19 protein-coding genes are annotated in these 17,051 nt (G+C 39.9%); 11 read left to right on the plus strand and 8 right to left on the minus strand.

Translation table 11 applies throughout. From position 1 onward, the window contains the following. Window positions 1-136: 136 nt before the first annotated feature. Together GKC25_RS03865 and GKC25_RS18460 are read left to right on the plus strand one after the other, a co-directional pair. Window positions 137-1,147, plus strand: coding sequence for a ketoacyl-ACP synthase III (locus tag GKC25_RS03865; protein WP_075611048.1), 1,011 nt, complete (start codon window positions 137-139; stop codon window positions 1,145-1,147). A gap of 447 nt (window positions 1,148-1,594) precedes the next feature. Beyond that, window positions 1,595-1,873 carry a DUF1648 domain-containing protein gene (locus tag GKC25_RS18460; protein WP_170938432.1) on the plus strand — a complete coding sequence of 93 codons (279 nt, stop codon included), beginning with the start codon at window positions 1,595-1,597 and terminating at the stop codon, window positions 1,871-1,873. A gap of 389 nt (window positions 1,874-2,262) precedes the next feature. Here GKC25_RS18460 and GKC25_RS03870 read toward each other — a convergent pair whose 3' ends face one another. Both GKC25_RS03870 and GKC25_RS03875 read right to left on the minus strand, forming a co-directional pair. Then, window positions 2,263-2,565 carry a hypothetical protein gene (locus tag GKC25_RS03870; RefSeq protein WP_095286102.1) on the minus strand — a complete coding sequence of 101 codons (303 nt, stop codon included), beginning with the start codon at window positions 2,563-2,565 and terminating at the stop codon, window positions 2,263-2,265. Window positions 2,566-2,878: 313 nt separating this feature from the next. Further along, window positions 2,879-3,358 carry a MarR family transcriptional regulator gene (locus GKC25_RS03875; RefSeq protein ID WP_003217817.1) on the minus strand — a complete coding sequence of 160 codons (480 nt, stop codon included), beginning with the start codon at window positions 3,356-3,358 and terminating at the stop codon, window positions 2,879-2,881. A gap of 168 nt (window positions 3,359-3,526) precedes the next feature. Here GKC25_RS03875 and mprF point away from each other — a divergent pair, with 168 nt between their 5' ends. The 3 genes from mprF to GKC25_RS03890 all read left to right on the plus strand — a co-directional run bounded on the left by mprF (window position 3,527) and on the right by GKC25_RS03890 (window position 7,541). Next, complete coding sequence (gene mprF / locus GKC25_RS03880) at window positions 3,527-6,097, plus strand: bifunctional lysylphosphatidylglycerol flippase/synthetase MprF (RefSeq protein ID WP_034665032.1); 2,571 nt, start codon at window positions 3,527-3,529, stop codon at window positions 6,095-6,097. A gap of 91 nt (window positions 6,098-6,188) precedes the next feature. After that, window positions 6,189-6,737, plus strand: a complete 549-nt coding sequence (locus GKC25_RS03885; RefSeq protein ID WP_187704411.1) for a thioredoxin family protein — start codon at window positions 6,189-6,191, stop codon at window positions 6,735-6,737. A 336-nt stretch (window positions 6,738-7,073) separates the two neighbouring features. Beyond that, window positions 7,074-7,541 carry a thiol-disulfide oxidoreductase DCC family protein gene (locus GKC25_RS03890; protein WP_034665027.1) on the plus strand — a complete coding sequence of 156 codons (468 nt, stop codon included), beginning with the start codon at window positions 7,074-7,076 and terminating at the stop codon, window positions 7,539-7,541. Window positions 7,542-7,577: 36 nt separating this feature from the next. Here GKC25_RS03890 and GKC25_RS03895 read toward each other — a convergent pair whose 3' ends face one another. Beyond that, window positions 7,578-8,834 carry a transcriptional regulator gene (locus tag GKC25_RS03895; RefSeq protein WP_034665024.1) on the minus strand — a complete coding sequence of 419 codons (1,257 nt, stop codon included), beginning with the start codon at window positions 8,832-8,834 and terminating at the stop codon, window positions 7,578-7,580. Between the two features lie 273 nt (window positions 8,835-9,107). Here GKC25_RS03895 and GKC25_RS03900 point away from each other — a divergent pair, with 273 nt between their 5' ends. Beyond that, entirely contained in the window at window positions 9,108-9,695 is a 588-nt protein-coding gene (locus GKC25_RS03900; RefSeq protein WP_223249939.1) for a nitroreductase family protein, read from the plus strand. Between the two features lie 36 nt (window positions 9,696-9,731). Here GKC25_RS03900 and GKC25_RS03905 read toward each other — a convergent pair whose 3' ends face one another. From GKC25_RS03905 to GKC25_RS03915, 3 genes are all read right to left on the minus strand, one after another. After that, window positions 9,732-9,887, minus strand: coding sequence for a YfhD family protein (locus GKC25_RS03905; protein ID WP_034665021.1), 156 nt, complete (start codon window positions 9,885-9,887; stop codon window positions 9,732-9,734). A gap of 61 nt (window positions 9,888-9,948) precedes the next feature. Next, the gene (locus tag GKC25_RS03910) at window positions 9,949-10,062 is read right to left on the minus strand and encodes a YfhE family protein (protein WP_080869592.1); all 114 of its coding nucleotides are present in this window, start codon (window positions 10,060-10,062) and stop codon (window positions 9,949-9,951) included. A gap of 52 nt (window positions 10,063-10,114) precedes the next feature. Then, window positions 10,115-11,011, minus strand: coding sequence for a TIGR01777 family oxidoreductase (locus GKC25_RS03915; RefSeq protein ID WP_106038448.1), 897 nt, complete (start codon window positions 11,009-11,011; stop codon window positions 10,115-10,117). 94 nt (window positions 11,012-11,105) lie between these two features. Between GKC25_RS03915 and recX the strand changes: the two genes are divergently transcribed. Then, window positions 11,106-11,897, plus strand: coding sequence for a recombination regulator RecX (gene recX / locus GKC25_RS03920; protein ID WP_034665014.1), 792 nt, complete (start codon window positions 11,106-11,108; stop codon window positions 11,895-11,897). A gap of 3 nt (window positions 11,898-11,900) precedes the next feature. Continuing rightward, window positions 11,901-12,215, plus strand: coding sequence for a YfhH family protein (locus tag GKC25_RS03925; RefSeq protein WP_034665012.1), 315 nt, complete (start codon window positions 11,901-11,903; stop codon window positions 12,213-12,215). A 133-nt stretch (window positions 12,216-12,348) separates the two neighbouring features. Here the strand turns inward: GKC25_RS03925 and GKC25_RS03930 are convergent, their stop codons facing one another. Both GKC25_RS03930 and GKC25_RS03935 read right to left on the minus strand, forming a co-directional pair. Then, complete coding sequence (locus GKC25_RS03930) at window positions 12,349-12,522, minus strand: YpzG family protein (protein ID WP_003217811.1); 174 nt, start codon at window positions 12,520-12,522, stop codon at window positions 12,349-12,351. A gap of 25 nt (window positions 12,523-12,547) precedes the next feature. Then, window positions 12,548-12,697: a small, acid-soluble spore protein K gene (locus GKC25_RS03935; RefSeq protein WP_003217849.1), complete on the minus strand. Its 150-nt coding sequence runs from the start codon at window positions 12,695-12,697 to the stop codon at window positions 12,548-12,550. Window positions 12,698-12,813: 116 nt separating this feature from the next. Between GKC25_RS03935 and GKC25_RS03940 the strand changes: the two genes are divergently transcribed. The 3 genes from GKC25_RS03940 to GKC25_RS03950 all read left to right on the plus strand — a co-directional run bounded on the left by GKC25_RS03940 (window position 12,814) and on the right by GKC25_RS03950 (window position 17,039). Beyond that, window positions 12,814-13,086 (plus strand): YfhJ family protein, encoded by a 273-nt coding sequence (locus GKC25_RS03940; RefSeq protein WP_034665009.1) that lies wholly within the window; start codon window positions 12,814-12,816, stop codon window positions 13,084-13,086. Between the two features lie 290 nt (window positions 13,087-13,376). After that, window positions 13,377-14,360, plus strand: a complete 984-nt coding sequence (locus GKC25_RS03945; protein ID WP_034665005.1) for a glycosyltransferase family 2 protein — start codon at window positions 13,377-13,379, stop codon at window positions 14,358-14,360. 87 nt (window positions 14,361-14,447) lie between these two features. Next, complete coding sequence (locus GKC25_RS03950) at window positions 14,448-17,039, plus strand: YfhO family protein (RefSeq protein ID WP_187704412.1); 2,592 nt, start codon at window positions 14,448-14,450, stop codon at window positions 17,037-17,039. The last annotated feature ends 12 nt before the right edge of the window (window positions 17,040-17,051 follow it).

Genomic DNA, 17,051 nt, shown 5'->3' on the forward strand with positions numbered 1-17,051 from the left:
CCTCTCCCTTTTTATATTTTCACAAGCGGATTTTCAATTATCAGTATTTTCATTTTTAATTTTTGACAATATTAGTATCTGGTACTAATATTAGATTATAAAACTTAGTGTAATTATAGTAAAGGGGGAGAAACAAATGATGTCAAAAGCAAGAATTACAGCTATTGGTACCTATGTACCTGAAAAGAAATTAACAAATTTTGAGCTTGAGCAAATGGTCGAAACAAGTAATGATTGGATTATCCAAAGAACAGGAATTCATGAACGTAGAATAACTCGTTCTGATGAATTTACCAGTGATTTATGTGTATCTGCTGTAAAAGATTTAATGCACAGATATAATAAAAAAGTTGAAGATGTAGATATGATTATTGTAGCAACTAGTACACCAGATTTCCCATTCCCATCTGTTTCCAGCATAATACAGGATCAATTAAATATAAACCAAGCAGGTGCTATAGATTTAAGTGCAGCGTGTGCAGGATTTGTTTATGCATTGCATACAGCAAACGGTTTAATTTCTTCTGGACTCCACAAAAAGGTATTAGTTATTGGAGCAGACACAATCTCAAAAATTACGGATTATGCCGATAGAAGTACATGCATTCTATTTGGTGATGGTGCTGGTGCAGTATTAGTTGAAAGAGATGAACAATCCAACGACTTCATTGGATTCCATCTAGGAAGTGATGGAAGAGGAGCGCAACATGTATATCGTTCTGGACTATCAAAAAAGGTCAATGATATTGAGTTAATCGATACTCAATGTCTTGTACAAAATGGTAGAGAAGTTTTTCGATGGGTTGTAAGAAATATTCCAGACAGCATACGAAAGATTTTAGAAAAAACACAAACGAGTTTAGATCAAGTTGATTGGTTTATACCCCATAGTGCTAACTTAAGATTGATAGAACCAATTTGTGAAAAATTAGAATACTCATTGGAAAAGACACTTTATAGCTTAGTCAATTATGGAAATACCTCTGCTGCTACAATTCCTTTAGCTCTTGACCTTGGAATCCGTGAAGGAAAAGTCAAAAATGGAGATCGAGTTCTTATGTACGGTTTTGGGAGTGGTTTGGTTCACGCAGGACAACTTTTAGAAATAAATTTTGACCAACTAATTAATGCTCCAACCCCGTTGTAATAGATTTTACATAATGATTGACAAAGAAATGAATTTGATTTTAAGAATTGGTTGCCAATTGACAACTCAGTTTGCTTATCTTCAATTATTGGGTGCGATAGTTAAATATTACATTTTTTAGTAAATTGAAAGTTTGAAGGTGCGAACTAGGGATTATTTATATAAGAAAGGCTGTGAAGTTAATTAAGAGATTATAAAGCAATGCTATTTGATTTAGATGACACCTTACTTAATAGTGATAGGGTACCGCCAGCATTTCGGAAAAAAACCACGTTAAGCAAAAACATACAATAAGCCGTCCATATGGACAGCTTATTTACATGTTATTGGAAGTGCATTTTTGTCATTAATTACTTTGAGGGTTATAAATTAAAATACATATTTTACAAATGATATATTAACATTCTATAATTAATTATAATGATTTTTTGGTGGGTAAGGAGAGATATGTATTGGTTATTTAACAATAAAGTTCTTTTAGCAGTTATTGTATTAACATTTTTAATTTCTATCTTAAATTATCCGTTTAGTTATAACGAAATTCCGATACATTTTAATGGATGGAATGAGTCTGATTTAATTGTAAAAAAATATAACGGACTTTTTATTTCTCCAGTATGTATGATTATTGCCTATTATATGAATAAAATTTCAATTCAAGCTTTCTATGCAATATATTTATTTGCGATTCTTCAAATGGTAATAATTTATATGGCTATATATTAATTTAAATTATTATTTGATCTTATTCTAAGGAAAACATGAATACTTTATACAAACCTAATTAACATAACGTCTCATTTAACGGTAGCAAATATAGAGGAGGAACCCTACTCTCACAAGGGACCCCCTTTTTTTGTTCTATAAATCTATGCATTTTTTTATACATTCCTATCTGGCGCCGTTTTAGGGTCCTTGTTTGTTACTGGATTATCTTAAAAGTTGTATAAAATCTTGCATACTCTTAGCATGTTTTTTTCCGAAATTCTGGCGGTACCCCTTAGCGTGGGTTTTATGTCATTTGGTTGGCGGGACCCCATTCCTGGTATTGCCCGGAAGTTTATTTTTTGAACTTCCTTAAAAATCAAAACTATTGCACACACCACCTTCAAAAATCATTTCGTGTCACCGGTCAGCTCGTAATCATCTTTATCAAAAGAAACTGTCACTCTGTCCAAACGATTTCCACCAGGATACAAAGTAAGCTGTTGGTCAAATTTTATTCCAAAGGGTGAGACTGTTTGATGGATCAGGTTTAAAACCTTAAAACATTCCAAGTCAACTCCTTCTTTTAATTGATTCTTAAGATTAATAAGAATCAAACTTTCAACTTGTTCAAATTTAGGTTTACGAGTTGATATTCCCTGATCTTCACAGAGTTTTATCAACAAATTTTTATAATGATCTCTTTCTGCCATAAATACACCTCACTAATAAATAGGGAATTAGCAAGATGAATAACATTTCTTCTGCCTGGAAAACTCAATTCTTTTATTCGTTTTTATATGACTTCTTATAACGATCTAACTTACTCTTAAATGTTTGGAATACTTCTTCTGTATCTCATCAGTACTTTTACAGACCTTACAACTTAAATCATGCCCTCCACCAACTACCTTTTATGGGATGACAGGGGAGTTATTCAAAAAACGTTTATCCTCTCAGATAAACTAGTAGAAGAAGAAATAAAAAAGACGGACCTCAAGTGACCGTCTTTTTTCCTTTTCATGTTTAGCCGCGTTCAGGACGCAGTGCTTTTTCTAAAATAGCCAGCCCTTCGTTGACTTTTTCTTTTTCCTCGTCATTGAGCCGTTGCAGGGAATTTTTGATTTTTTCGTGTCCTTTTTGATAAATGCTTCTGAAAATATTTTTCGCTTCCTCCGTTAGTTCTACGACAATGATTCTCCGGTCACGCTCAGAGTGTTTTCGCTCGACAAAGTGAGACTGTTCTAACCGGTCAAGCAGACCTGTCATATTGGATAGAGAAGCGCCCATTTTTTCAGCGATTTCGGATACTTTGAGAGAGCCATGGTTATTGAGCAGCATGAGCACCTTCATTTGAGGCATACTCATATCGAGCTTCATCCATTCTGAAACATCTCCAAGACCTGCAGCTGTGAGTACTTTCATATAAAGCACCCATGTCTTTTTTTCCTCTGGAGATAGAATCTCTTCTTTTAATACAGTGGTGTCATGAATATTATATTCCACGCTTGTTCACTTCCTTTAAGCGGCTCTTTTCTCTATACTACTGATTTTTACTTCTAATTGAAAGGTTCGTCAAGCTTTTGAATGTTAAACTGCATGAATCAAGTGGTATTTGTTGTATAATAATGTTCAGTCTAAATAAATGAAGCAACCTAGAAAGTTGGGGAAAACATGTGGAACAAAAAAACGGGTATGACGATCTTAAAAATGCTTTTTCCGATCGTGATCATCCTTGTCTTAATTTTTGTCGCCAAGCAGGAGCTGAGCGGCCTTTCCATTAAAAAGACGTTTTATATTATTGACAGCTTGAATCGAATGGACTTGTTTATTCTTGTCTTTCTTGGACTTGTCGCAGTGTTATCGATGTCCTTATATGATTTTATTTTACGAAGAAGCCTTAATATGCCCATCAGCGGCTGGAAAACGATTCGCATTTCCTGGATTGCGAACTCCTTTAACAGTGTCCTTGGGTTCGGCGGTCTATCAGGAGCAGGGCTTAGAACGCTTCTATACAAGGAGTACATAACCGATACGAAAAAACTGCTGAAAGGCATTGCCCTTTTGACTTCCTCGGTCCTTTTGGGCTTATCTATTTTCAGTGATCTGATCTTGGTGAGGGTGCTTCCTGTAGAAAGTATTATCAGCCAAGAGCCGTGGCTATGGGCCTTTGTTATCATCTTTGCCTGTATTGTACCGATATATATCATCATGGCATCAATTCGAAAAAGCTCGATTGAGAGCGGTGAAAATGGACTGAAGCATCCGATTTACGCTTATATCGGTGCATCGTTTTTAGAATGGCTGGCAGCTGGTCTTGTCATGTACATGGCTGTCGTCTCTATGGGGATGAACGTCGATGTCCGGATTGTATTAGGCGTATTTGCGATTGCGTCAATCGGCGGTTTAATCAGTATGGTTCCGGGCGGATTTGGTTCGTTTGATCTCATCTTTTTACTCAGCATGCAGTACATTGGGTTTGATAAAGAGATGGTGCTGACGGCGCTCGTTTTGTACCGCTTCGTGTACTCGATTTTCCCGTTTATCCTTGGCCTTTGTCTAGCTGCTTACGATTTAACGGGAACGACGCTTAGACGTCTTGAAGGCAATCCGAGAATGGCACCTGCCATAGAAACAACGAACGTCTTAATTGTGTTGCACCGTGCTTTATTAATCCGTTTATTGTACGGATCTTTATCGATTTTAACCTTTGGAAGCGGCTTGCTCATCATGGCGTCTGTTGTGCTTCCTGTCGATCGATTAGGCGTGATTACCAGCATTCCACGCTTTCTGTTATCAGGATTTAATGGTCTTTCTTTAATGTTCGGAATTATTCTGATGATATTGTCCATTGAAGTGTATAAACGAACAAAAAGATCGTATGTGCTGACGATGATCGCCCTAGCAGGCGGCTTTGTGTTTACTTTGTTAAAAGGATTTAACCTGAGTCTCATCTTTATTCTGCCAGTCATCATGGCTGTATTTTTCTCTCTTCGAAATCAATTTGTGAAGCAGCAGGCACCTTATTCCTTGTATCAGTTTGTGGCGGCCGCCGCTGGATATTTACTCGTGCTGTTTAACTATAATGTCATCGGCAACTTTATTTGGACAAAAATTGGGCATTTCTTGAGTAAGGATTACCTGGTGCATAATGAACGGCATATCACGATGACGAGCATGATTGCTCTCATCGGTGTACCACTTTTCTTTTTCATTAGTAAATTGATTTTTAATAAAAAAGCATTTCCTATTGGAGAAATAGCAGATGAGGAAAAATTAAAAACGTTTTTAGAGGAAAAGGGCGGAAATGCCCTCAGTCATCTTGGCTTTTTAGGCGATAAAAAATTATTTTTCTCAAGTGATGGAGAGGCGATGCTTCAATTTGGACGAATTGGCCGCTGCGTCATTGTGCTCGGAGATCCCTCTGGACGTAAAGCGTCCTATCCACTTGTGCTTGAAGAGTTTTTACAGCAGACCGAAAAAGCAGGCTATCGCGTCGCTTTTTATCAAGTAGAACGGGAAGGAATGGCACTTTATCATGACTTAGGCTTTCATTTCTTTAAGCTTGGAGAAGAAGCCATGGTCGATTTAGAAACGTTCTCTCTCTCCGGTAAGAAAAAATCAAATTTACGGGCTGTGGCCAATAAGTTTGAACGAGAAGGCTATACGTTTGAAATGCTGGAACCGCCTTTTTCAGATGAGTTCATTTCAACCTTAAAACAGATTTCTGACAGCTGGCTCGGAAAGAAAAAAGAAAAAGGATTTTCGCTCGGCTATTTTCAAGAAGATTATCTTCAAAAAGCACCGGTTGCGATTCTGAAGGATGAACAAGGGGAGATCATTTCTTTTGTGTCACTAATGCCGATGTATCAAGAAGGGGAGATTTCTATCGACTTAATGCGTCATATGCATGATGCACCGAACGGGATGATGGATGCGCTGTTTATCCACCTTTTTCAATGGGCGAAAGAAAAAGGCTACAAATCCTTTAACATGGGAATGGCGCCTTTATCAAATGTAGGGACGTTTCATCAGTCCTTCCTCACGGAGCGTTTGGCGAGTGTCATTTTCAACAACGTCAGATTTATGTACAGCTTCAGCGGATTAAGGTCGTTTAAACAGAAATATAAACCCGAGTGGCGCGGAAAATATTTAGCGTATAAAAAGAATACATCATTACCTGTCACAATGGTGCTTGTCACCAAGCTGATTGGGATGGACCCAAATCGCAACCGGCGTCCATAGATCAAAAACCTTTACCTTTCACTAGGTGAAGGTTTTTTTAGACAAAAGAATAGCAAAAGTGGTAAAGTTGAAGGGTAAGGGGGATGTAAATATGACATTAAATGAATGGTTTACAAAGGGATTAACTGAACGTACATATGTACACAACATGGAGAAAAACCGAGAAAATCTGCTCACGGTGTACAATCAGTACGCAATTCATCAAAAAGAAAAAGAGCTGCTTCAAAAGCTGCAAAAGAAAAAGCTCAGAGCGCTTGTCATCACAGCGGATTGGTGCGGGGATGCGATGGTCAATGTACCAATTTTCATGCGTATCGCGAGTGAAGCACTCATTGATGCGCGCTATTTCATTCGGGACGAGCATCTAGATCTGATGGATCAGTATTTAACGAACGGGACCGCAAGATCGATTCCGATTATCGTGATCATTGATCAGGACGGGAATGAAGTAGGAAAATGGGGGCCACGCTCAACAGAAGCACAGCGCTTTGTTGATGGGAAAAAACCAGACAAGGATGCACCTGATTTTGAAGAAGCTTTTCAAGTATTTGCGAAAGAAGCCGCACACCACTATACGACAGATCGTTACTTATGGAAAGATATTGAGAAAGAAATAGTAGAAGTTTTGGAAAAAATATAAACCAAAAGACTACTTCGCCGCAACGGGAAGTAGTCTTTTTTTATCTTGTTTTTGCGTCTCACCTACAAAACACCGCATAAAGATGTAGAAAAACCGCAGAATTCTACAAAAAACCGCAGAAAACCGCAAAGCATCAAGATTTTCCCAACCATTTTTAGTTGAAAAACCTCATATGTGCCATGAAAACCTCAATTTTGCCCTTATCTAAAGGCTCATATAACGCACGTTGGTTTGCTTTTTCCCAATACAAGAGGCCCAGCAACTATAGTAATCTAGTTGTAATCTCCTTTGAACGAACTAAAAAACAAATGACGGAAAAGGGCTGGCGATCAATCTATGAAAAAAATCATTTATCTCGATCAAGAAAAAAAGAAGCTCGCTGAATCGAAAAAAAGAGAACAGCGTTCCATCAAATCACTGAGGCTGCTTGTGTTTTATGACGGGCAAAGTCCTTCATGTGCAAAAGCGATTGACTTGTTGAAAGCTCTCGATTGGAAGAACCGTATTCATTTTGAATCCTTTAGGCATTCGCAGCTGCTCAAGCTGAACAAAATAAGTGAAGAGAAGGCAGAAAAACGAATCGTGTCTATTTCCTTAGCCAAAAACCAAAAAAATTCGGGGATCTATACGTGGCTGCGAATTGCCTGCAATATCCCTGCATTATGGGGAACGATCCCATTCATCGTGCTCAGCATTTGGTTAGGCTTTGGACAGCATGCGTATGATTATTTTGCGAGAAAACGGTACATTCATTCTGTCAAACAAGTCACTCGTCCTGGTACAGATCAACAGAAGACCATTTAATGAATAGGAAAAGCATGACCTTCGATCGGCAGAAGGTCATGCTTTTTTGTAATAGGGAACATATGATGCTAAGTGATCAAGCAGCGTTCTCGTATAGGACATATATGCACGTTCGTCAAGCTCAGAAGCCGCATAGGAAAGCAAGGTTCTAAGAGCAAACAAGTACTCACTGTGCAGCTCATTTTGTTTAAAGTAAGGAAGGGCTGCTTCGATCAAATAGGTTTTCAAATCAAGAGGGTTTTCCTCAATCATCAATTTATAGATCTTGATCATATATAAACAATTTGGCTGAATACGAGGCTGTTTTAAGAGCTCGTGTATGTAGGGAAGTGCCTTTTTGCGGTCATATTCAGCATATAATGTCGCAATTTCATACAATGTTTCACAGTAACGGTCTTCTATCTGTTCTTGATTAAAGTAATTGAGTGAATCTAGTAAATAAGGCACAGCTGAAGAGAAATCGCCTTCACGTTTTAAGAGCACCCCATAATAAAAATAAGCCGTCATTTTAATATAGGCATCAGGGTGAAGGGACGTGTGCATAATCACTTCTTTTAAATATTTCTTCGCCGTTTGAAAGGCTTTTAGTTCCAGTGAGATCACGCCATGAATGAGTGTACAGTGAATAATCCGCTTGAAATTGTTCTTTTGTCTATATAAATCCATCGCTTGATGTGTCGCTTCAAGCGCATCACCAAGATGTCCCATATTTCCGAGTGCTTTTGCATAGTGATAATATAGGTCACTTTGTTCAACAGACGCGTAAGAAAAGCAGCTCTCAAGTTTTTTTAAGCCTTCTTCAAGCTGACCATTTTTTATTAGATGAATGCCATCTAAATATTCGAAAATTTCTTTTTCTGTTTCAATAAAGGTTTTTTCAAACTTTTTAAGCACGCGGTGTGTTTTTAAGGCAAGCGGCTGTTTGTCCGTTAATAAATAAAATTGAAATAAGGACAGATGATACTGAATGCCTAAATCCAGCGAAAAGAACTGTTCTTCGTGCTGAATGATCATTTCTGCATTTTGTTCAGCTTGATCGAGTGCATAGAAATACATATTCATTTGAAACTCATCCAAGAGTGACAGCAGGTGACGCGCCTTTTGTGACAGCGTTTCTTGACTGATGCCCAGCCGTTCAAGCAGTAAATTGATGGTATCTTGATTGGCCTCCTTTGAGCCATTTTCGATTTTACTTAAATGAGAGACAGAACAAATTCCTTCTGCCAATTCAGATTGGGTCATATTTTGTTTATAACGGTAGAGCTTGATGATTTGCCCGATATTGATTTTCATTCCATCCAGAAGCCTCCCTTCCAATCATGGGTTGAAAGCCTTTTGACAAAATAACCGAATCAGACAAAATGGGAATACCTGAAACCATTTCATCATCATGGTTTTTTTATCAAAATTTGTTTAAAACGTAATATGATTGTAACATTACTTGAAAAAGTCAAACAACTTTTTAGCAGACAGGAAGGGAAACACCATTTGCAAATTGCCCTAAATGATGTTTATAATGTGAATGAGAATCAATTTCAATTAAGATTGATTGAAAGGATGACAGATATGCCAGAAATCAAACAACAAACAGAAGCGTTAACGGTTCGAGACGCTGTCAGATATAGACGATCCATTCGAAAATTCAAAGAGACGCCGGTGACCATTGAGCAGCTTCAGCCGTTATTAGAGGATGCAGTCTATGCACCGAACCATAAAATCACGGAGCCATGGCGCTTTCTATATGCGGTGACGGATGAGGCCAAAGCAACTTTTGTTGATCGCTTCATTGCGTTCTTTCAGCGCAACAACCCAGATGCAAAGGAAGAAAAGATCAATCAATATAGAGATTACTTTTCTAAGGTCCCAGCGCTTTTACTTGTCGTGCTAAAAGAAGACGAGAACCCTGTGGTGAGAAATGATGATTTTGCCGCCGTGAGTGCGCTTATTCAAAACTTCCAGCTGCTTGCGTGGGATCAAGGGATCGGTATGGTCTGGAAGAGCGGCCGCATTTTATATGACAAAGGCTTTCAACAAGACATGGGCTTAAAGGAAAACGAGCGTTTTGCTGCGATCCTTCACATTGGTTATCCAGAAGAGGTGCCTGAGGAAAAATCACGTCAGAAAGCATCAAGTCTTTTAACTGAAATTCAATAAAAGAAAAGCAGACCGCTAAAGTGTCTGCTTTTTTACTTATTGTTTTTTGGCGCGCTGGTCGGCTGCTTTCATACGTGCCATTGCTTTTACGTCATTCGGATCTGCAAGTTCTTTGGAAAATTCAACATATTCGCCATCCGTCTCTTGTGCTGCAAGCTCGTGGTTGGATTTTTGGTGTTGGTCTTTTTTCAAAGCCTTTCCCTCCTTTACAAGATCACTTTAGTTATGTGCTTGTTGGAGTGGAATATCCATCTTATTTGTTTCTTTTTTCTGCTGCTGCTCTTTCTGCTTTTTTGAATTCCTGCTGATACAGGACTTCCTGGGTTTTCTTCAGCTTTGAAGTTGGCTGGTGTTCTTTTTTCTTCATCAAAATCGCCCCCTCATCTCATTTCTAATAGGATGGGTGTTTTTGACAAAATTTATTCCTCTGAATGCAAAATCGCTTCTTTTAGTTCAGGATGCAAAAAGTCATAAGAAGAAAGCAGCGCCTTTTTCGGCAGCGCACGCTGGCCTTCTAAAACAAGTAATGACATTTCACCAAGTGCCGTTTGAATGACAAAGGATGGGACCTTCAGCCAGTGAGGGCGGTGAAGGGCAGACGCAATCGTTTGTCCGAGCTGCTTCATTTGCACAGGATTCGGTGATGTGACATTGAGTGGACCTGAGAAGTCGTCATGGTGTATCGCATAAGCAATGAGGTGTGCCGCATCTTCGACATGAACCCATGAAACCCATTGCGAACCAGAGCCGATCGTCCCGCCGGCAAACAGCTTATATGGCAGAGTCATCAGTGGCAGTGTACCTTTTTCTCCTAACACGACACCAAACCGTGTGTAGACGGTACGAATGCCGAGTGCTTCAATCTTTTGCCCCTCAGCTTCCCAAAGCTTTGAGGTATGACTTAAGAAATCAGTATCCGCAGGAGGTGATTCCTCCGTAAAATCTCCTGTTTGAGACGTGCCATAAATTCCGACAGCACTAGCTTGAATGAGCACAGATGGTTTCGATTCCTGCGCTTCTATAATGCGCCTCACTTCTTGTGTGGATTGAATACGGCTAGAGAGGATGCCTTCTTTTGTCTTGTCTGTCCAGCGTGTGAAAATGGATTTTCCAGCAAGGTTAATCCAGACATCAATGGCAGGCAGTTCATGCTCAGGCGCAGCACCTTCTGTCAGCCACTGCACATAGTGTAAATGATTTTGTTCGGATTCCTTTGGATTTCTTGTTAAAATATATAGATGATGTCCTTCAGCAGCGAGCACTTTAGTGACGTGCTGGCCGATAAAACCGGTTCCTCCGGTGATGGCGATATTCAATTGACATCTCTCCTCTCATATATATACCTATATTTTTCACGATTTTGAATCAGAAGAAACATCCTGATTGTTTTAAAAAAGGAGTGATCACAGGATGCCCTATATTACAAAAATCTCCGCTCAGAAAAACAATACGGAGCGGGTGAACATCTTTCTTGATGAAAAGTACGCCTTTAGCGTTGATCTAGATGTGCTCGTCCAGCACGATTTGAAAAAAGGGAAAGAGCTGGACGAAGCAGATATCATTGAAATTCAATTCGGTGATGCTGTGAAAAAAGGATTTCAGCAGGCCGTCGATTATTTATCCTACCGAATGAGATCGGTGAAAGAAGTGACCGATTATTTGACGAAAAAAGAAATTCCAGCGCCTGCTATTAGTGAAATTATACACAAATTAAAGCATTACAAGTATGTAAATGATCTCGAATTTGCGGAAGCCTATGTAAGCACCCACCGTAAAACGAACAGCAAAGGGCCGTCCGTCCTGAAAAAAGAGTTAAAGCTTAAAGGCATAGACGATGACACCATTGAACAAGCGCTATCGCAATATCCTGATGACTTACAGCTGGAGGAAGCTGTGAAGCAGGTTCTCAAGCTTGTGAGAAAAGAAAAAAATCGTTCTGCAAAAGAGATCGAGCAGCGTATCAAGCTTCAGCTGCAGCGAAAGGGATTTTCGTTTGGGATCATTGATAAAGCCCTTCAAGAAGCCTATGATGGACAAGAAGAGGAAAAGGAAGAAGAAGCCCTCCTCTATATGCTGGAGAAGGCAAAACGCAAGGTAGGATATGACGGATCATTTGAAAAGAAGATGAAAGTGAAGCAATTTTTATTCAGAAAAGGCTTTGATCTTGATACAATTGATCACGTTTTAGACAAAGGGGAATGACAGATGGAAAAACGCTATAGTGAGATGACGGAATACGAATTGAAGCAGGAGATTGCCTCTCTTTCTGAAAAAGCACGAAAGGCTGAACAGCTTGGCATTGTAAATGAATATGCCGTCTTAGAACGGAAAATCGATATGGCGAAAGCCTACTTATTAGATCCAGCTCTCATTCAAACCAAAACGACATATCAAATCAAAGATACAGACGAGCAATTTTACGTAGAATATCTAAATGGTGTATTTGCATGGGGATACAGAGTATCGGCTCCAAATAAGGAAGATGCCCTGCCGATTTCAATGCTTACGCAAAAGGACTGATCCAGCGTGTAGGCAAACCCTCGCATTCGGTGTCAGGTCTGCGCGCCGGTGCTCGTCCTTCCTAGGGCTGCAAAGGTTTTCTATCACGCTGAAAAGAAGACAAAGGACTGATCCTAGAGATCAGTCCTTTTCTTTACTTCGAACGCTGTTTACGGACGTTGTTCTGAAGTACGATGTCGTGCTGCGTTTGCTGCGTTTCTCCGTTGACCTGAGAGGCAGAATGCTTTGCATTCGCCCATGGTTGAGGGTAAGCGGTTGTCCTTAATTGAACAAAGTCTTCCATATACGATTTCCCATTTGAACTCATATCTCAAGCACTCCCTTTGGAAAAATTAGCGTTTCCCTGATGCCCTCATACGTTCCTGTGGACGTGTATTCGTCTCACCATTCGGCCTTTTAGACGCATAAGCATCTGTGGCGCCTGGTTCGCCTTCAAATTTGTGATTCACTTGATTTGGAAAGCCTTTTGCTTTATTACGCATATCGATTCCCTCCAAACAATACAAATCATTTGCGTCTTTTGAAGACGTAAGGGTAGTATATGAAAAAAGAGGTTTTTTTAAAAAGGCACTTTCTGCTAGATGAAGGAGGAACCGACATGGAACAATACTTTGAGCGACTAACAGAACAACTCATGGAAAAAAACAATATGCTGACATATGAAGAAGCACGTACATGGGTAGAGCTGCTTTGGAGTGATTTTGAAACGACCTATGCAAAGGCTGGCCGCAAGTATAAAGGACAGGAAACAACAGAACGGATTGTCCAAGAATGGATTGAGAGCTACGGTGCGCAGCTGCATTTATTTCAAAATAAACAATCAAAGGCAAACGAGCATCTGCAAGGGCAGAACAAAGGGCTGCTTCATTAAAAGAAGTGCCCGCTCATCTTTTTCAATAAATAGGAAAATATATAAATAAGCAAACAATTTTATGATACAATACCCAGTCTGTGATCGAAATTACAGGCTTTTTACAATGGTTAAACTTAAAATTACATTAAATTCATCTTACTGAAAATCACTGGAAATAAAACTTTGATATAATGGAACGATTAAAGAGACATGTAATTTATGGATAATAAAAAAGGGTTTCGTTTTCTGACAAAAAAGGAATAATGAACATAACAGACTATGTGAAAAAAGTGAAGAGAAGGTGCGATATGGAACGAGAATTGCTCTCTGTTATAATTCCTTCTTACAATGAAGGTGAAAACATCAGACGAATCTTTGAGGCACTCGAGGAAGAGTTTCGCGATTTTCATTATAACTTTGAAATCATCTTTGTGAATGATGGAAGCAAGGACAACACACTTCAATACATGAGAGAGCTCTCTCGCAAAAGTGCAAAGGTCAAATACATTTCCTTCTCGCGTAACTTTGGGAAGGAAGCCGCTATTCTGGCAGGACTTGAATATGCGAAGGGAGTAGCTGCGATCATCATGGACGCCGACCTGCAGCACCCGACGTATTTGATTCAGGATTTTGTCAGAGGATATGAAGAAGGCTATCATCAAGTCATTGCCAAACGGAACCGTAAAGGAGACAGCAAGCTTCGCTCTTACTTAGCATCCATGTACTATAAAGTGATGAACAAGGTAGTAGAAGTGGACTTGCGTGATGGCGTCGGGGATTTCCGTTTAATTTCACGCCAAGCAATCGATGCATTGCTTCAGCTGAAAGAGGGAAATCGTTTTTCAAAAGGGCTTTTTTGCTGGATTGGGTTTGAAGAAAAGGTCATCTATTATGAAAATGTAGAAAGACAGCATGGTGATACAAAATGGTCACTGAAGAAGTTATTTAACTATGGCATAGATGGCGTCATTTCTTTTAACAACCGCCCGCTGCGTATTTGTTTTTATACTGGCATACTGATCTTATTCCTCTCTTTGATTTACATCGTGGCCACCTTTATTCAAATTGTCAGAACGGGCGTGATGGTACCGGGTTATTTCACTTTAATATCGGCTGTGCTTTTCCTCGGAGGTGTCCAGCTTTTGAGTCTAGGTGTGATTGGAGAATATATTGGCCGTATCTATTATGAAACGAAAAAGAGGCCGCATTATTTGATCCAAGAATCAAATGTCATGCAGCAAGAGACAAGCTCAAAGGAACAAGACCGAGTGTTAACACAGTTATTTAAATAACGTGGAGTCAAATAACCGGCAAGCACGAATCGCTTGCTGGGTTGTTTTGTTTCAAAGAACAGTGGATCTTTTGTGGAAAGGATTTAGATGATGAAACGTAGATGGATAATCATTGGAATGTGCCTCATTCTTGCTTTATTAGGCCACTCCTTTTTCTTATATGAATATACGCAAGGCCGGTACATGACAGGAGATGGGGACGGCATCTCGCAAATGCTCCCATTTAAAAAGCTGCTTTACGACGAATATGTCAAAGGGAATTTCTTTTATTCCTATCAATTCGGTCTAGGCGGCGGTACATACACGCAATTAGGGTATTATTTCACAACGTCGGCGGTCTTTATGGTGACAGTCGCTGTCGTCTGGCTGATGAATACGCTTCATTTCATACAGTCAACGGACATTCATTTCTGGGCACATGCTGTGATTTGGCTGAGCGTGATCAAGCTGACGCTCATTCTAATCATCGCTTACCGTGTGCTTCTTTCAATGGTTCAAAATAGACTAAGTGCATTGACAGGTGCCGCAATTTACGGACTGTCTATTGTGTATTTTCGGCATCAAACATTTTGGGAGTTTTTTACCGACAGCATGATGTGGCTTCCGCTGCTTGTGCTTGGGGTTGAACGGATATTCAAAACGGGTAAGCCGGCTTGGTTTATTTTGGCGTGCAGCCTGATGCTCATAAACAACTTTTACTTTGCTTATATTCATTTTATCTTTTTAGCGATCTATCTTGTTTTCAGATATATGATCAAGCTGCGAAGTGAGGAGCGCGGGTGGAAGGTGTTCTGGACGCTTGCGATCTCTACGCTGTTATCCTTTGGGATCAGTGCCGCCTTTTTTATCCCGTCTGTTTATGGCTTTCTCAATAATGTAAGACCACCGTATGAACAGGCCATTCCTTGGTTCGAGCTGCATGATCATCTGCTGTTTGCAAGCAGGGTGTATTTATTACCCGTGATTTTTCTGATTTGTATGTTCCTCGTTCCGCTTTACCGAAACAGATGGTTTTTCATGTTCACATCCATCAGTATTCTGCTCATTGTTTTTCACTTTAGCCCAAAGATGGCGAGCGTGTTTAATGGTTTTTCGGCACCGCAGTACAGGTTTGAATACATTCTTGCCTTTACAGTTGGAGCGGTCGTTGCCATCACCATCAAGCATTTCTCACAAATCGAGTGGAAATGGAAAAAGCGTGCGGTCTTAGGCGCCTGGATCGCATTCCTTCTCACTGTCGCCCTTTCAGAACGAGCAAAGGGAAACATGGATGTCGTTGTATTTACAGGCATAGGACTGCTTGTGATCAGCTTGTTCTTCCTATGGATTCATGCCGAAAAACGCCAGCACCTTCGTCTCTTTTCATCTGTGCTCATTGTCTTTAGCTTATTGACAGCAGGTGTGTATCAGCAGGGCTACTTATCTGAAAGAAGCAATATCAAGGAAGTATCAGATACGTATATGAAAAGTGAAGCGTATGCTGGGCCTGAGCAAATGAAGCTGATCCAGCAGATTCAAAGCCGCTCAAAAGATCCGCTCGCCCGTATTGATTGGATGAACGGCGTGCGAAACAATACCCCGTTATTTGAAGGCTTTCAAGGCATGAGTGTGTATTCAAGTATATTGAATCAGCATTTGCTCAATTTCTACTGGAATGACCTGCAAATCGATATGGGAAGGGAAAGTGTCAGCCGGTATGCAACAATGGGAGACAGGGCGAATTTATACAGCCTGACCTACGGAAAGTATTATATGAGAAACAACATGATGCCTTACTCACCGCCAGCTTATTTTAAACCAATATTAGAAAGCGAGCATTATGAGGTATATGAAAATACACGGCCGCTGCCATTTGCAAGAACAACGAGCACCGTTTATTCAGAAAAATCCTTAAAGAATGCCTCAGCACTTGATAAAGAGCATGCGATGCTGCAAGGCGTCATTTTAGACAAAAAAGGAAACGCTGAAATCGAGCGCGCAGCAGATCGAGTCAAAGATACCAATGTTCATACTGAACAAGCTGTATACGAAAATGGTGTGCTTGATGTATATGGAGAAAAGGGCGGCCTGAATATCACACTGCCAGATGATATGGCCCGTTCAGGGGATGTGTATGTGAGCTTTTATGTGAAGCGGACCGACCGTAACGCAGGGTTTCAGTTATCCGTTGACGACTACGTCACCTCACGAAAAAGCAATACATCCATCTACAAAACAGGCGTAAATGAAGTGACGATTCGAGTCCCTGCGGAAAAGATCCTCTCCATTCGAGTACCAAAAGGGACATATGAGCTCAATCAAATGAAGCTGTATCAAGAACCTTACCGCGTCCTAGAAAAAGCATATGAAAAAGAAAAACAGGATGATGGCAGCCAAAAAGTAAAGCTTAAAAATAACCGCTTTACGATTTCATATGATAACAAGCGCGGCGATAATTATATGATTCTGCCTGTTCCATATGAAAAAGGCTGGGAGCTCACGGTGAACGGACACAAAACCGATATTGAAAAAGCCAACTACACTTTTATTGGTTTTCCAATAGAAAAAGGAAAAAACGAGATTGTGCTAACCTACTATCCGCCTTATATCAGAATTCTCGCATTGATTTCATTGATCAGTTTGATTGGTGCGATCCTCTATGCACGGAGAAAACACAAGAAACACCACTTTTCATCATAAGTGGTGTTTTTT

Source organism: Bacillus pumilus (assembly GCF_038738535.1).
In the GTDB taxonomy this organism is placed as follows: domain Bacteria; phylum Bacillota; class Bacilli; order Bacillales; family Bacillaceae; genus Bacillus.